The 14,879-nt window shown below is 45.3% G+C and carries 11 protein-coding genes; 7 read left to right on the plus strand and 4 right to left on the minus strand.

Annotated features, from left to right (window positions below):
* Window positions 1-257: 257 nt before the first annotated feature.
* Entirely contained in the window at window positions 258-1,160 is a 903-nt protein-coding gene (locus tag M1P97_RS05750; RefSeq protein WP_249388621.1) for a helix-turn-helix domain-containing protein, read from the minus strand.
* A 180-nt stretch (window positions 1,161-1,340) separates the two neighbouring features.
* Window positions 1,341-4,202, minus strand: coding sequence for a TolB family protein (locus M1P97_RS05755; protein WP_249388622.1), 2,862 nt, complete (start codon window positions 4,200-4,202; stop codon window positions 1,341-1,343).
* Between the two features lie 162 nt (window positions 4,203-4,364).
* Between M1P97_RS05755 and M1P97_RS05760 the strand changes: the two genes are divergently transcribed.
* Together M1P97_RS05760 and M1P97_RS05765 are read left to right on the plus strand one after the other, a co-directional pair.
* Window positions 4,365-5,801, plus strand: a complete 1,437-nt coding sequence (locus tag M1P97_RS05760) for a sensor histidine kinase (protein WP_249388623.1) — start codon at window positions 4,365-4,367, stop codon at window positions 5,799-5,801.
* 11 nt (window positions 5,802-5,812) lie between these two features.
* Window positions 5,813-6,496 (plus strand): response regulator transcription factor, encoded by a 684-nt coding sequence (locus M1P97_RS05765; protein WP_195375062.1) that lies wholly within the window; start codon window positions 5,813-5,815, stop codon window positions 6,494-6,496.
* On the opposite strand, the gene M1P97_RS05770 is transcribed toward M1P97_RS05765, so the two are convergent.
* The gene (locus M1P97_RS05770; RefSeq protein WP_195375063.1) at window positions 6,486-6,743 is read right to left on the minus strand and encodes a TIGR03905 family TSCPD domain-containing protein; all 258 of its coding nucleotides are present in this window, start codon (window positions 6,741-6,743) and stop codon (window positions 6,486-6,488) included. The two genes, M1P97_RS05765 and M1P97_RS05770, sit on opposite strands and share 11 nt — an antisense overlap.
* 86 nt (window positions 6,744-6,829) lie before the next feature.
* On the opposite strand from M1P97_RS05770, the gene M1P97_RS05775 reads away from it, so the two are divergent.
* Window positions 6,830-8,137: a bifunctional folylpolyglutamate synthase/dihydrofolate synthase gene (locus M1P97_RS05775; protein ID WP_249388624.1), complete on the plus strand. Its 1,308-nt coding sequence runs from the start codon at window positions 6,830-6,832 to the stop codon at window positions 8,135-8,137.
* 24 nt (window positions 8,138-8,161) lie between these two features.
* On the plus strand, window positions 8,162-9,571 hold the full coding sequence (locus M1P97_RS05780) for an MFS transporter (RefSeq protein ID WP_249388625.1): 1,410 nt from the start codon (window positions 8,162-8,164) through the stop codon (window positions 9,569-9,571).
* Window positions 9,572-9,660: 89 nt separating this feature from the next.
* On the opposite strand, the gene M1P97_RS05785 is transcribed toward M1P97_RS05780, so the two are convergent.
* A complete protein-coding gene (locus M1P97_RS05785; RefSeq protein WP_249388626.1) occupies window positions 9,661-10,752 on the minus strand; it encodes an acyltransferase in 1,092 nt (363 codons plus the stop codon).
* A gap of 212 nt (window positions 10,753-10,964) precedes the next feature.
* On the opposite strand from M1P97_RS05785, the gene ispE reads away from it, so the two are divergent.
* The 3 genes from ispE to M1P97_RS05800 are packed head-to-tail and all read left to right on the plus strand — an operon-like array spanning window position 10,965 to window position 14,853.
* Complete coding sequence (ispE, locus tag M1P97_RS05790) at window positions 10,965-11,774, plus strand: 4-(cytidine 5'-diphospho)-2-C-methyl-D-erythritol kinase (RefSeq protein WP_195375067.1); 810 nt, start codon at window positions 10,965-10,967, stop codon at window positions 11,772-11,774.
* The gene (locus tag M1P97_RS05795) at window positions 11,771-12,349 is read left to right on the plus strand and encodes a class I SAM-dependent methyltransferase (protein ID WP_249388627.1); all 579 of its coding nucleotides are present in this window, start codon (window positions 11,771-11,773) and stop codon (window positions 12,347-12,349) included. The genes ispE and M1P97_RS05795 overlap by 4 nt, the downstream gene beginning before the upstream one ends.
* Window positions 12,350-12,360: 11 nt before the next feature.
* Window positions 12,361-14,853 (plus strand): S9 family peptidase, encoded by a 2,493-nt coding sequence (locus tag M1P97_RS05800; protein WP_249388628.1) that lies wholly within the window; start codon window positions 12,361-12,363, stop codon window positions 14,851-14,853.
* The last annotated feature ends 26 nt before the right edge of the window (window positions 14,854-14,879 follow it).

Below are 14,879 nucleotides of genomic sequence, written 5' to 3' on the forward strand. Positions count from 1 at the left end.
TTCTTGACAGATATGAATGTAGTGTCGTTGGTAGGGGCGGTTCGCGAACCGCCCTTACAGGCGCCGTCACAATGGAACAGGCAGGTTCGGCCGTAGGGGCGGGGTCTACCCGCCCTTCTTCACAGGTTGTTATATTATTGTCGCAAAGGGTGGGCAAACCCCACCCCTACAAAACCTGTCATTTGGGTTCACCTTTTCCTAAAGTAGAATCAAATAATAAATTCAAAACAATTTCTAATCAAAAAGATAAACATTCTTCAGTTTTGCGAATAACGGTAATCGCTGGGTGCAACACCCGTTATTTTCTTGAATATAAGACTGAAATACTGCACATTCGGATAACCCAGTTGACAGGCTATGCTGGCAGGTGTGGCATCGGATTTCAGTAACATCCGTTTAGCAACTTCCAACCGTTTGAATTCAAAATACTGTTCCAGCGTCTTGCCCGTTTCAAATTTCAGCAGGTCATTGAAATAGGATGCGGAAAGATTGAGTCTCTTCGCAAGATAGTCGGGTGCGGGCAGTTTACCGTTTTGTAATTTGCCGGAGCTTATATAGTCATCGAGCAACCGCTCCATTTTTTCCAGTATAGTCTTATTCTTGTTCTCACGGGTGATAAACTGACGTTCGTAGTAACGGGTACAATAGTCCAGCAACAATTCAATGTGCCGGGAAAGGATAGTACTGCTATGCATATCGATCGAGTGATGCAGTTCTTCTTCTATATTCCACAGACAGCAAGTGACTTTTTCCGTTTCACGCTGCGACAGATGCAATGCTTCTTCCTTGCGATAATGGAAGAAAGTGTAATTCCCTATGTGATTCTTCAGTGTGGTCTGAAACAGCAAGTCCGGGTGAAAAACCAATAGGTAGCCTTTGCCGGGCAGGGTTTTCTCCTCACTCATACGGAATATTTCACCGGGGGTAAGAAATACCATTGTTGCATTGGAATAATCATAGTATTTCCGTCCGCAACATGAACAATCGTCAGGGCAATTCTCTATCAGAAGGATAGCATAAAACTCAAACTTGACGGTATCCTGTTCCAGCGACGGGTTCTCCAGATTGATAAGACTCACCTGCGGATGCAGCGTTTTGCAATCCAGACAACAGTTACAATCATATACGGTCTTGAAATCCAATGTATTTTCCTTTTCCATATCCAACTTACAGATTATTCTGTATACAGTATTCGTATATCGATTACAAAAATACGGGATACTTCTATCACTTTTACAACCCAAATTACAGATTGTATAACCTTGTTTACTGATACTATATGGGACGAAATGTAGCTGTGACATTTGAACACGGGTAGCAATTACAGTTGTTACTCCGCATTAGAAACTAATCGAGAACAACATCTCTGCCTGGAATTTGCCATAGTTAATTGGCTGTATCAGACGCACACCCGTAGTCAAAGGGAAAGTCATACGAAGGAGATTCCAGTCGAATATCAGGTCGGTACCATACGAGCTTTGGGTAGCCCATCCCCCGGCTTTACGGGCCTGGTTACGAGTCAGGTCATAAAAGAGATTCGCCCTCAAACGACGGATATAAACGAATTGTCCCAGACTCAAATCGGGTGAAAAGATCGAAAAGGCATAATCAGCTTTGAGCGCCCATTGCTGGCGGGTCTGATACAAATAATTATACCCTCGGGTTTCATCCAATAAACGTTTGGGAAGATACAACGACTTTCCATCCAATGTCTGATATTGATAACCGAGACGAAGCATCAAACCATGATTGCGAATAATTCCCGGCCAATAAGTCGTCAGACGTGCTGCATACAAATCCCCATAATTCTCCGTATTGAAGGGAGAATGCAGATACTGCAAACGAACCTGATATCCCCAGCGAGGCAAAATATCACGTTGTGCCAGCTGCCGGTAATTATAAAACCGTAACTCCGGTAAGATATACTGGAAATTTCTGAACTTCCTGCTCTCGAACTGCTGGTATTTATTATTGGTATAATAATAGGTAAGAGAAGGCTGGATACCACGTGTATAGTGATTCCTTGTCAGGTTAAAAGGCAGATAAACGCGGACATCGGCTTCCAACTGGTTACGATGGGTGTATTGCAATTGGGTCACCTCTTTCCCTTCCTCATTCTTAGTCCAGCTCATATCGAATGCTTTCTCTCCATAATCGAGAGCCAGGTCGAACACAGGAAACCAACCTTTATAGGTAAAAGCCATCCTACCGTGATGATACCCTTTTTTATAATACCAACCGGCCTGCATGATAGCCGTATTCAACGAATTCTGCGATAAGACCATGACACCGGGCTTTACGATGGTAGCCAGATCATCGGCTCCACTATTCATCGCCTCGGCCACATCATAATAGAACGGAGCCCAGCTATGTATTTTAAACGTATGCAATCCTTTCCGGTAAGGTACAGGATTGAAGTCGATCGAATCCAACCGGGCCGAATCCAGATTGAACTGTTCCTGTTCAACCAATGTCTCTGCTAAAGGGAAACGATACGGCTGGCCTAAATCCGTGGCCTCTGCCAATAAACTATCTGTCGACAGGGAAGCCACCCGGTATCCCTTTGCCTGATAATCCGAAAAGAATAAACGGTCCCCTTGCGGATTGAAAGCCGGGTCGAAAGCACCGAACCGGGAAGAGGTCAAACGATAAGCCAGACTGTCCGAAGGATTCAGGCTATAAATATTATTCGTACCGGAAACACCGGATTCAAAGAACAAACGTCCTTTATTCCAGACCGGAGCAGTAATATTGGCAGAAGTAGTCTCTATCAATTCAGTCCAATCACCAGTTTGAGTATTCAATTGTAGAATCCCCATTCCGGCATCGCTGACAGCTATGGCGACCACATTCCCATCTTCTCCGAACGTCAACTCTTTGATAAAAGCATTGTCGGGTACATCGAAACAGACCCGTTCTTTTCCATTTTCCAGATCGACCAGTACAAGTTCACTCTTCCCGGCCATAGTAAAACGGGAAACGGCAGCCGTCTTTCCTGCTTCATCGATAGCAGGAGCCAGATAACGTTGACGCGGAGTGAGAGTCGTAATGCGTCCGGTTGCCGGATCATAACGTTTCAATACCGAATAATTCTCATGTGTCCAGCGAAGCCCCGGTACAATCTCAGTCCAGAAAACCTGTCCGTTACGAAGGTTAAGACGACTGTTGATACGTCCGATATAGCTCAGACGTTTTTCTTTTCCATTTGTCAGTAAGACCAAAGAGTTCAGATCCTCCAAACCGGATTTGACTGCAATAACAGAAGAGTCGTTCAATAACTGGGGATACCGGTAAGAGGTATATTTATCTTTTGCCGGAGAAAGATAAGAGGGAACAAGTACAGCCGTATCCTGCTTCTTCCATTCATCCCGCAGGTAATCGAATGTCTCCTTATAATGCCTATCTATACTGATCCCCGTATGATGTTTGAAGGCACTCGAAAAAAGAAACGGAACAGAGACATAGCGACTCGTCGTCTTATCCCAGATATCACTGCCATAACGGTAACGGGCATAAGAGGTCAGATCGTACCCCAACGCATAATAATCGCCGGTATAATCTTTATAAGAACCGAGTAGTAACTTGTCAAACGAAAACAATTTGCCATCTCCCAGCATCTGGGCACGATAGGTCATATTAAATTCCGGCAACCGTCCCCGCCCGGCATTCGACATGGCCGTTTCGGTACTTACCGCATCCCCTTCCAGAAACCAGGTCGGTAAAAAGAAGGCGGCCACACCTGCCGCCTGCTCTCCTATTATATAATACAATGGCCGGAAGATACCATGCATCAGCTTTCCCATCTGGATCACATGGCGCGATTCATGCAACACCAGATGCTTGTCCCAGCTTTGCGCATCCAGTTTCGACGAAGGAGTCGTAATCAACTCCATACGGCGCGGCGCCCACGAAACCAATCCGTTCGACGACATACTGCCGGGATGGAGAATAACCGGAAATTTGATCTTCATCGGTTCCCCTATCGTCTTCTTAACGCGCGGATATACATTTTCAAGATACAAAGCATACCGGTAAGCCATCGAATCGTTACCCTGGGGATAAATAAGATTGTAGTGCGGCAACTTCGCCACATTCCATTTAAACCGGGCCGGATCCGCACCATAATCCAGAAACTGAGCTTGTAATTCAGAAGTGATCAGCGAACAGGCTGACAATATGAAAAGGTATCTTAATATCGACATCTGGCTATCTTATAGGAAATAAGGCGCAAAGCTATAAAATAAAATGGACTTTTTGGAATAAACGATATTTGTTATATTCCCTAAAAGTGTTATTTAGTCTTACCGTAATCCCAAACTCCCAAACATATCCATTATTTTTGTCTGAAAGATCAGGAACAATATATGAAAACTAAATTAAGTTTCAAAATCATAGCCACTTTGATAAGTTTATCGCTGGCAGCGTTATTGTTTTCACAGGGGTATTGGTTGAAAGGGCTCTACGATTCCACCTGGGAGCAAGTAAACGGGAATATACAGGATGCCATGCGTATGGCCGATTATAAGGAACTTTTCATCCGAATGGATTCGCTGACAGAGAATAAAAGCCCGGGAACCATCACTTCAAAGTTCAAAATTTCAAAAGACAGCACAGAAGAAATTTCCCGAAACGGATTAATGGATACCTTCTCTGTAAAAGCAGATAAGAACCCATTCAAATATGACGAAACCGCAGAATCGCTCAACGAATACCTGGCCCTGTTGACCTCGATGGAAGGTCAGATACAGGGAGCCTTACATGAGAAGCTCGATTCACTGAAACCGATCGACTATGCTTTATTCGACAGTCTGCTGGTTCAGGAACTCAAACAGCACGATATTTCCGTCCCTTATAAACTGGAAGTGGTTCAGGTAAAAGACAGCCTGCCGGAGACTGTTATAACATTCCGGTCGGCCGACACGCTCAGTACCAAAGGCTTAGAATTTACCTATCCGATCAAAGGTACACAGCCGGAAGTATATTACCGACTAACGTTAAAAACACCTTTCCAGTTGGTCTTCAAACAAATGTCAGGAATACTTATTTCATCTTTCTTATTGGTCATCCTGATCCTGATTGCATTTGTTTACCTGATTTATACCATCCTTCGCCAGAAAACGGTGGAAGAACTAAAGACGGACTTCACCAACAATATGACACACGAGTTGAAAACACCTATCTCCGTTGCTTATGCAGCCAATGACGTTCTGCTCAATTACGACACCAACGTCAGCGAAAAACAAAAGAAATACCTGAGTATCGTCCGCGAGCAGCTCACACAGTTGACCGGCCTCGTAGAACAAATACTCACTCTTTCCGTGGAAAATCGCAATACCTTCCGCCTGAAACAGGAATCGATCCTTATCTCCGAGTTAATCGTTCCGCTCATTGAACAGCATAAACTGAAAGCCGGTAAACCTGTCAACATAACGACAAATATACCGGAGGCAATTGCTGTATTTGCCGACCGGACTCATTTCTATAATATACTGGGCAACCTGATCGACAATGCTGTAAAATACTCCGGAGATAATCCGGCTGAAATTTTCATCAGTGCTGAAAAGCTGTCGAATGAGATCCGTGTATCCGTTACGGACAACGGCATCGGTATCAGCGAGGCAAACCAGCAACAAATATTCGACAAGTTTTACCGCGTACCCAGTGGCAACCTGCATAACGTAAAAGGGTTCGGACTGGGATTATATTATGTAAAAGATATGATGTCGAAACATGGAGGATCGGTCACCGTAAAAAGCCAACCGGGCAAAGGAACCACATTCACTCTTCATTTCAAAAACTAAAAGAAAAGACAATGGCAAAGATAAAAGTTTTATTAGTAGAAGACGAGCCGACACTGGCAATGATCATCAAGGATACGCTGGACGGTGAAGAATTCGACATCGTATTGGCAGCCAACGGTGAAGAAGGACTGGCGCTTTACAAAGAGATCAAACCGGATATTATCGTGACCGACATCATGATGCCTAAAATAGACGGCTTCACCCTGATACGGCATATCCGTAAAACAGACAGCCAGATACCGGTCCTTTTCCTTTCTGCCCGTTCCTCTGCCAATGATGTAGTCGAAGGTTTCGAGCTGGGTGGCAACGATTACCTGAAAAAGCCTTTCGGTATGGCGGAGCTGATCGTCCGTATCAAAGCCCTGTTGAACAAGATCACTGTCCGGAAGGAAGAAAAATCGACCTTTAATCTCGGACAATATACCTTCGATGCGATCACGCAAACGCTCCTCTATTGCGGAGAGAAACAGCTCCTGAGCAACCGTGAATCGGAAATACTCAAACGGCTTTGCGAAAACAAAGACCACGTATTGCCGATGAAAGACGTACTATTAGACCTTTGGGGCGACGACTCATTCTTCAACGCCCGCAGTCTGCACGTCTTTATTACGAAACTGCGGCACAAACTATCGAAAGACGAATCGATAAAGATACTGAACGTCCGGGGAATCGGATACAAGCTGATTATTGATTGATTTTCTTTAAGGCCTGTGCCAACTGATCCGGACAGGAGGTACCCCGTTCGCGGCAGTCGATACCTTCCAGCCGTCGGATGGCATCCTGTACTCCCATACCGATCAAGAGTTTACTCAATCCCTGCGTATTACCCTGGCAACCGCCTACAATCTGCACGCCGGTAATAATGTTATCTTCCGCATCCACAATCATCATTTTAGAACATACTCCACCGCTCGGAGTATAAGCTACACGTTGTTTATTCATCTCCTTTCTACTCTTATTTTTATATTAACAGGGTGCAAAGGTATAAATAAAATTAACTACTTTTGCCAATTATAAAAACGAACAGCATGACTTACGAAGAAACGCTTCACTATCTATATACAAGCATTCCGGTATTTCAGCACAGCGGAGCTTCCGCTTACAAGCCGGGATTAGACACCAGTATCGCACTGGACAACTATCTGGGTAATCCGCATAAAACCTATAAAACGATTCACGTAGCGGGGACAAACGGTAAAGGTTCCGTCAGCCACTTATTGGCCGCGATTCTCCGGCAGGCCGGATATAAAGTAGGACTTTTCACCTCTCCCCACCTGATTGATTTCCGCGAACGTATCCGCGTCAACGGAAAAATGATTCCACAGGAATATGTTGTAGATTTTGTTGAACGCCACCGTAGCACCTTCGAGCCTCTTCATCCCTCCTTCTTTGAACTGACTTCTACCATGGCTTTCGATTATTTCCGTGCCGAGAAGGTAGACTTCGCCGTTATTGAAGTCGGTATGGGCGGACGCCTGGACAGTACGAACATCATTACTCCGATTCTGAGCATCATAACGAACATCAGTCTCGACCATACCCAGTTTCTGGGCGACACGGTCGAGAAGATCGCTTTCGAAAAAGCGGGAATCATCAAACCGAATGTACCTGCATTGGTCGGAGAAGTGTATACTCACAGCGTGGCCAAAGTATTTTCCGAAGCAGCTGTCAAAAACGAGACACTGGTGTATTTTGCTTCTGAAGAGGATTTGCTCGGAGAGTCTTACCTGATGGATACCGGCGAATGGTACCTCGATTCCGTTGAATACGGACAATTGTTCGGAGAACTGGGCGGTGTAGTACAGGTAAGGAATGCAAAAACCGTATTGGCAGCCCTCAACCTGCTCGAAAGTGTGGGAGTCGATATTCCACAGGAAGCGGTGCGGGAAGGTTTCGAACGTGTGGTAGAACTGACCGGATTAATGGGACGTTGGCAGACCTTACAGGAAAAACCGAAGGTGATATGCGACACAGGCCATAACATAGGGGGCTGGGAATACCTGAATATACAACTGAATGAAGTAATAAAACATTCACGACAAACTCACATGATCGTCGGAATGGTAAACGACAAGGATATTAACGGCGTACTGGAACTGATGCCCAAAGACGCCTTCTATTATTTCACCCAGGCATCGGTTGCACGAGCCATGTCTGCCACCGATTTTGCAGCGATGGCGGTTGGACACGGACTTAGCGGAGTTATCTGTGACAGCGTAGCCGATGCCGTTGCACGGGCTTTGGAACGGGCTCATGAAGAGGATACGATCTTTATCGGAGGAAGTACATTTATCGTAGCCGATGCACTCCCCCTCTTTAAGAAAGAAGACAAGTAATATAACTTAATTAAAACAAATATCATGATTGAACAAATTCACCAGAAACTGAGCGACTCAAAAGTCGCTCGATGGAGCGTACTCGCGCTCGTCGCATTTACCATGCTTTGCGGATATTTCCTCACCGATGTGATGGCCCCGCTTAAACCGATGCTGGAAGAACAACTTTCCTGGAGCAGTACAGAATACGGCTTCTTCACAAGCGCCTACGGTTGGTTCAACGTTTTTCTTTTCATGTTGATCATCGGAGGGATCGTACTGGATAAGATGGGTGTCCGTTTTACCGGAGTCGGTGCCTGTGTATTAATGATCGTCGGTTGTTCACTTAAATATTATGCAATCTCCGACTTCTTCACAATGGATGGTGAATTGTTCGGCTGGAAAGCCCAGGTAATGGTGGCTGCCCTCGGTTATGCAATCTTCGGTGTGGGTGTGGAAACAGCCGGAATCACTGTTTCCAAGATCATCGTACGATGGTTCAAAGGAAAAGAAATGGCATTGGCTATGGGGCTGGAAATGGCTACGGCACGTCTGGGTACGGCATTGGCATTATCGGTCACTGTTCCGGCAGCGAAATTCTTCGGTAGCATCTCCGCTCCTATCCTGCTTTGCCTTTGTATGTTGTGTATCGGTCTGATCGCATTCCTTGTATTCTGTGTGATGGACCGCAAACTCGATAGTTCAATGGATGCAATGGAACAGGCTGAAGAGGAAGAACCGTTCCGTCTGAAAGATATCGTATTGATCGTTACCAACAAAGGTTTCTGGTTAGTCGCCCTGCTTTGCGTACTGTTCTATTCAGCCGTATTCCCCTTCCTGAAATATGCGACAGACCTAATGGTCAATAAATACAATGTAAGCCCCGATCTGGCGGGTAACATTCCTGCCATCCTGCCTTTCGGTACGATCCTGTTGACACCGTTCTTCGGAAACCTGTACGACCGTAAAGGAAAAGGAGCTACTATCATGATCTACGGTGCATTAATGCTGATAGGTGTTCATTTGCTGTTCACTTTGCCGATCCTCAACGAATGGTGGTTTGCTACCATCGTTATGGTCGTATTGGGTATTGCTTTCTCCCTGGTTCCGTCAGCCATGTGGCCTTCCGTTCCGAAGATCATCCCGGAAAAGCAGTTGGGTACGGCTTATGCCCTGATCTTCTGGGTTCAGAATATCGGATTAAGTATGGTTCCACTTCTGATCGGATGGGTATTGGATACCTATTGCAAGATCGACAACGGTACCGGAAAGCCGGCCTACGATTATACGCTGCCAATGGCAATCTTTACCTGTTTCGGTGTGTTGGCATTGATCATCGCTTTACTGTTAAAGCGTGAAGATAAAATCAAACATTACGGTCTGGAACAGCCCAATATCCAGAGCGATGCCGATAAAGCACGTATCCTCGCAGAAGAAACGATTGCAGAGCCTTAATGAACTAAGGTAATCATAAAAAAGTCCCGGTATTTTCTTCTGCGAGTAAAATACCGGGACTTTTTTTATACTAAAACACTTCCATTATCTTAATCTCCGATTATCCATTTACTACCGGGTAAGAACGAAAGAATCTTTGTCGTTACATAACAGCTGACGAAAGTACTCACAGCAATGCTGGGTATGGCGGCAACAGTCGGCAATGCCAAAGTTTGCTTGAACACCGTTACCCATAATCCGAGCCAGAATATATGCATAAGGTACATACCATAGCTGAGTTTCGACATTTCTGTTATCAGCTTTGGAGCCTTCAGACGGTCTATACATGTGAACATAAGGAATGTGCCCGCGGTAAGAAGCACACAGTTGATCGTACAGAAAGCCCATCCTATTTCTATTACGGGAGTAATATGAAGTTCTCCGGGTATAGCCTGGACATAGAACGAATAGATGGTCAGTGCAGCCCCTACGACCATCAGGACGAATCCTATGGCAAGACGTTTGGAGCGATCCCAAGTAAGATGAACACGTATGTAATGTGCCAGAACAAGATATCCCAGATAACCGGAGAAGTACCACAACATATGGTATTCGTTCCAGAAACACTGCCCCCACACTTCACCGCACCAGCGGTTGAGATACGGTATACATGTCGTTAACAGGAACAGTCCGATAAAGAAGCGTTCTTCCTTCGCCGTAGCTTTACTCAGCCAGGGTGATATGATAGGTATAAAGAGATAAAGGCTGATCAGAGGATACATAAACCATAAGTGCCCGGCCAACGTAGGGAAATTCAGCAATATTCGCGATAAATCCTTTATTGACGTTTCTCCATCTATCTGCCCCCACAACATAGGCAAAGTACTGTATAATATCATGAATATGAAAAATGGCGGCAGGATACGGATACAACGCTGGCGGTAAAATTGCCACATGGTCTGTCCTTCTTTCATCGGTGCAAGAAGAAAGGCGGAGACAATCATAAACAGGGGAACTGCCATACGTGAGAAACCGTCATACACAGCCACCCACAGCCGGTCTGCCTCATTAGCTAAAAAGGATTGCGGCCCCGCCATGTCTGTGGATCCGGGAGCACCATAAAAATTTTCACTGGCGTGAACGACCATAACAAGGAAGCAGGCAAACACGCGTACATAGTCTAAAAAAACGATTCGTTTCATTTTCTTGAATTTGTCGATTAGAATTAAATTAGCACGCGGCGAAGATAATCAATATTTCGAGAAATCAACGCTTCCTTATTTCCAAAAAAGAATAATAAAGCCATCCCTAACACATCACCTATATGAACGACACAAAACCAAGCAAAACAACTTGCTTATAAAGATTATTTTGTCTACGTTTGTCTACAAAACATAATTAAAAAACTCTATCTATGATTTGTTTTCCTAATGCCAAAATAAACCTGGGTCTAAACGTCGTCAATAAGCGACCGGACGGTTATCATAATATTGAAACTGTATTCTATCCCATACCCGTGAAAGACGCACTTGAAATAGTAAGTGCGAATGAGTTATCTTTCACCCAAACCGGCATACAAGTAGATGCCCCTATGGAAAAGAACCTGGTAATAAAAGCATTGAACCTGCTTAAAACCCAATATGATATTCCGGCTTTGGAAGTCCATTTACTGAAAGCAATCCCTTTCGGTGCCGGGCTAGGCGGAGGATCGGCTGATGCCGCTTTCATGTTGAAACTGTTGAATGACTTCTGTCAGTTGAATATACAACCGGAAGAACTGGAGAAGTTAGCAGCGACCATCGGTGCCGACTGTCCTTTCTTTATCCGTAACACACCTGTCTTTGCTACAGGTACGGGAAATATTTTTGAACCTGTCGAGCTATCGTTGAAAGATTATCATCTCTGTCTGGTAAAACCCGATGTAGCGGTATCCACTCCCGAAGCCTATTCACTGGTCACACCGGCAGCCCCGGCTCAATCTCTTAAGGAGATTATAAACAGGCCCGTTTCCGAATGGAAAAAGTTGATGATAAATGATTTTGAACAAAGCGTATTCACCAAACATCCGGTTATCGGACAAATCAAAGAAACGCTTTACCAGGCGGGGGCCGTATATGCATCTATGTCCGGGTCAGGCTCTTCCGTATTCGGACTGTTTGAAAATCCGATTCACCTGAAAGAGCAGTTTTCCGGTTGCTTTGTCTGGGAGGGGCAATTAACATGAATATAATAGCCGGTTTCTTCGATGCCCTAGCCGATCGGTGGGACGAACTTTGTTACCATGATCCCGAAAAGATCACTTATATACTGGAACATACCACCTTGCATAAAGGGCTGAAGATATTAGATGTGGGATGCGGAACAGGTATACTGGAACAATATCTACTTACTTATTCCCCTGCCCATATCACAGGGATAGATATTTCTCCCCGGATGATCGAGCAGGCCCGCAATAAATATGGGGTGGATACGGTCGATTTCCGCTGTATGGATGTGATGGATCTGAAAGATGAACAGTTCGACTTCATCATAGCCTACAGTGTATTTCCTCATTTTGAACAGCCGGAAAAACTGATCGCCCATCTGGCCGGATTGCTTGTTCCCGGTGGGGAACTCGTGATCTGCCATAGCGAAGGACGCGAATCGATCAACGGGCACCACAACAAACAAGCCAACCGGATTTCATTCGGTCTGCCTCCCGTACGGGAAGTAGCCGCAATGATGGAACCGTTCTTCCATATACAGGATATGGAAGATACCGACAATCTTTTCCTGGTCAGTGGCATACGCAATCAATAAACACAAGTTATATGAATAAATGTACCTACCTTCTCTCTGCAATGCTTTTCTCCGCCTTTACCTTACAAGCGACAGAAGATATAAAAGTAATGCAGTACCTGCACGCCGGTCCTATTCCGGTGAACAAACCGATCATGGCCGACAGCCTGAATGTGAACGGTAAACCTTTTGAGATAAAGAATCTGCTCAAATCGACTGTGCCTTTTAACCGGGCCTTGTCGAATGCAACTGTTCTGGATGCCGATACAGCCGGAATGGTCCGTTTCAAAGCTCCGGAAAAGGGATATGCACTTCACCTTTTCTCGTTCTATCTGAACAGTGACCGGTATACTAAAGGGACACTGGAAGTTTCCGGTCCCGGCTCATTCGACGTGTATGTAAACAACAAGCCGGTAAGTGCCACTTCCGAATTAACGATGGAACCCCACCGGTATGAAGTTGTGATCAAATACCTGGCAGCCGAGAACGACACCTGTCCTCCTACCTTAAAAGCGATCTATAAAAGCGGTGAAAAGGCCGAAGTCATTGCATCCCTCAATCCAGAGAAACGTTATACTTCGCGTGACGTTCTGGAAGGAACAAACTTCCGTGGAGCCAGTGTTTCACCCAACGGGAAATATGTATTGGTCAAATACTATACCCGTCTGGAAGGTGGCAAAAGTGAATCTTTCGCCCAATTGCGCGATGCTTCAACCGGACGTATCCTCTTGCAGGATAAAGGATTTATAATGGAAGCCAGCTGGATGCCGACAAGCAATAAGATGTATTTCACACGTACAGGCTCAACAGGAAAAGAGTTGGTTGCCGTCGATCCCGCCACTATGCAGGAAGAAATACTGGCAAACAATTTGCCGGAAGGTAGTTTCAGCTTCACGCCTGACGAAAAAAGCCTCCTTTTCACCATACAGGAAGAAGGTCCGAAGGATGGCCCCGACATGCTCCGTATCCTCGAACCCAACGACCGTCTGCCGGGTTTCCGCAACCGTTACTTCATCTGGCGGTATGACCTGCAATCCGGTTTGTACGAACAGTTGACATTCGGGCACAACAGCACTTACATCAACGATGTAAGTCCGGATAGCCGTTACCTGCTGTTCAGTACCAGCGAACAGGATTACACCTCTTTGCCTTTCTCCAGCAATTCCCTTTATAAACTCGACTTACAGACAATGGCGGTCGACACCATCTGGGAAAAGGCCAAATACGTAAATGGCGGTTCTTTCTCTCCCGATGGGAAACAGTTGTTGGTTAGTGGTTCGGGAAATGCTTTCGGTGGAATCGGATTAAATATTAAGGAAGGGCAAATCTCAAATACATACGACGGACAATTGTTCCTCTATGACCCGGCCACCCGGAAAGCGACGGCCCTGACCAAAGACTTCGATCCGAACGTAACAAATGCCGTCTGGAACAAATACGACGGTCAAATCTATATGCAGACGGAAGATCAGGATTACCTGCGTATTTATACCTGCAATCCTTCAAACGGAAAAATCAAGCAACTGAATACTTCTGAGGATGTAGTCTATAACTATTCATTAGCGGAAACGGCCCCGGTCATGTACTATTACGGACAAAGCGTTTCCAACGCCAATCGACTGTATGCCTTTGATTTGAAAAACGGGAAGAGCCGTCTGATCTATGACCTGTCTGCCGAAAAGCTGAAAGACATCAAATTGGGAGAAGTACACGACTGGAACTTCACCTCTGCCGAAGGTTCAACTATCCAGGGACGGTATTACCTGCCACCGAACTTCGATCCGTCAAAGAAATATCCGATGATCGTTTACTATTACGGTGGCACATCCCCGACAAACCGTGCTTTAGAGTTCAGCTACTCCATGCACATGTACGCAGCATTAGGCTACGTTGTCTACACGCTTAATCCGAGCGGGACAACCGGTTTCGGACAAGAATTTGCCGCCCGCCACGTTAATGCCTGGGGAAAAGTAACAGCCGAAGAAATTATCCGCGGTACGGAATTATTCTGTAAAGAACATTCCTTCGTAAATCCTAAAAAGATTGGTTGTGCAGGAGCCAGTTACGGTGGTTTTATGACACAATATCTACAAACACGTACCGATCTGTTTGCGGCAGCAGTCAGCCATGCCGGTATCAGTGCTCTGAGCAGTTACTGGGGAGAAGGTTATTGGGGATATGGCTATTGCTCGGTTGCCAATACAGGGACTTATCCGTGGAATAATCCGGAGTTCTTTACCAAACAGAGTCCGTTGTTCAATGCCGATAAGATAAAGACTCCTCTCCTGTTACTTCACGGTAATGCGGACACCAATGTCCCTATCGGTGAAAGTATCCAGATGTTCCTGGCATTAAAAATGCTCGGTAAGACAGTCGAATTTATCCAGGTAGACGGTGAAAACCACGGAGTTGTCGACTATAAAAAACGTCTTGAATGGCAGAACACGATCTTCAGTTGGTTCGCCAAATGGCTGAAGGATGAACCGGAATGGTGGGATGCGATGTATCCGGAAAGAAATTTATAATAAATAGAACACCATAAAAAAGAAAG

The sequence above is a fragment of the Parabacteroides leei genome, from assembly GCF_023369805.1.
GTDB lineage: Bacteria > Bacteroidota > Bacteroidia > Bacteroidales > Tannerellaceae > Parabacteroides > Parabacteroides leei.

Excerpts from the sequence above, each read along its gene's own strand:
- M1P97_RS05755 (WP_249388622.1), bottom strand. The coding sequence starts at position 4,202 with ATGTCGATATTAAGATACCTTTTCATATTGTCAGCCTGTTCGCTGATC.
- M1P97_RS05765 (WP_195375062.1), top strand. The coding sequence starts at position 5,813 with ATGGCAAAGATAAAAGTTTTATTAGTAGAAGACGAGCCGACACTGGCA.
- M1P97_RS05750 (WP_249388621.1), bottom strand. The coding sequence starts at position 1,160 with ATGGAAAAGGAAAATACATTGGATTTCAAGACCGTATATGATTGTAAC.
- M1P97_RS05760 (WP_249388623.1), top strand. The coding sequence starts at position 4,365 with ATGAAAACTAAATTAAGTTTCAAAATCATAGCCACTTTGATAAGTTTA.
- M1P97_RS05800 (WP_249388628.1), top strand. The coding sequence starts at position 12,361 with ATGAATAAATGTACCTACCTTCTCTCTGCAATGCTTTTCTCCGCCTTT.
- M1P97_RS05770 (WP_195375063.1), bottom strand. The coding sequence starts at position 6,743 with ATGAATAAACAACGTGTAGCTTATACTCCGAGCGGTGGAGTATGTTCT.
- ispE (WP_195375067.1), top strand. The coding sequence starts at position 10,965 with ATGATTTGTTTTCCTAATGCCAAAATAAACCTGGGTCTAAACGTCGTC.
- M1P97_RS05775 (WP_249388624.1), top strand. The coding sequence starts at position 6,830 with ATGACTTACGAAGAAACGCTTCACTATCTATATACAAGCATTCCGGTA.
- M1P97_RS05780 (WP_249388625.1), top strand. The coding sequence starts at position 8,162 with ATGATTGAACAAATTCACCAGAAACTGAGCGACTCAAAAGTCGCTCGA.
- M1P97_RS05795 (WP_249388627.1), top strand. The coding sequence starts at position 11,771 with ATGAATATAATAGCCGGTTTCTTCGATGCCCTAGCCGATCGGTGGGAC.
- M1P97_RS05785 (WP_249388626.1), bottom strand. The coding sequence starts at position 10,752 with ATGAAACGAATCGTTTTTTTAGACTATGTACGCGTGTTTGCCTGCTTC.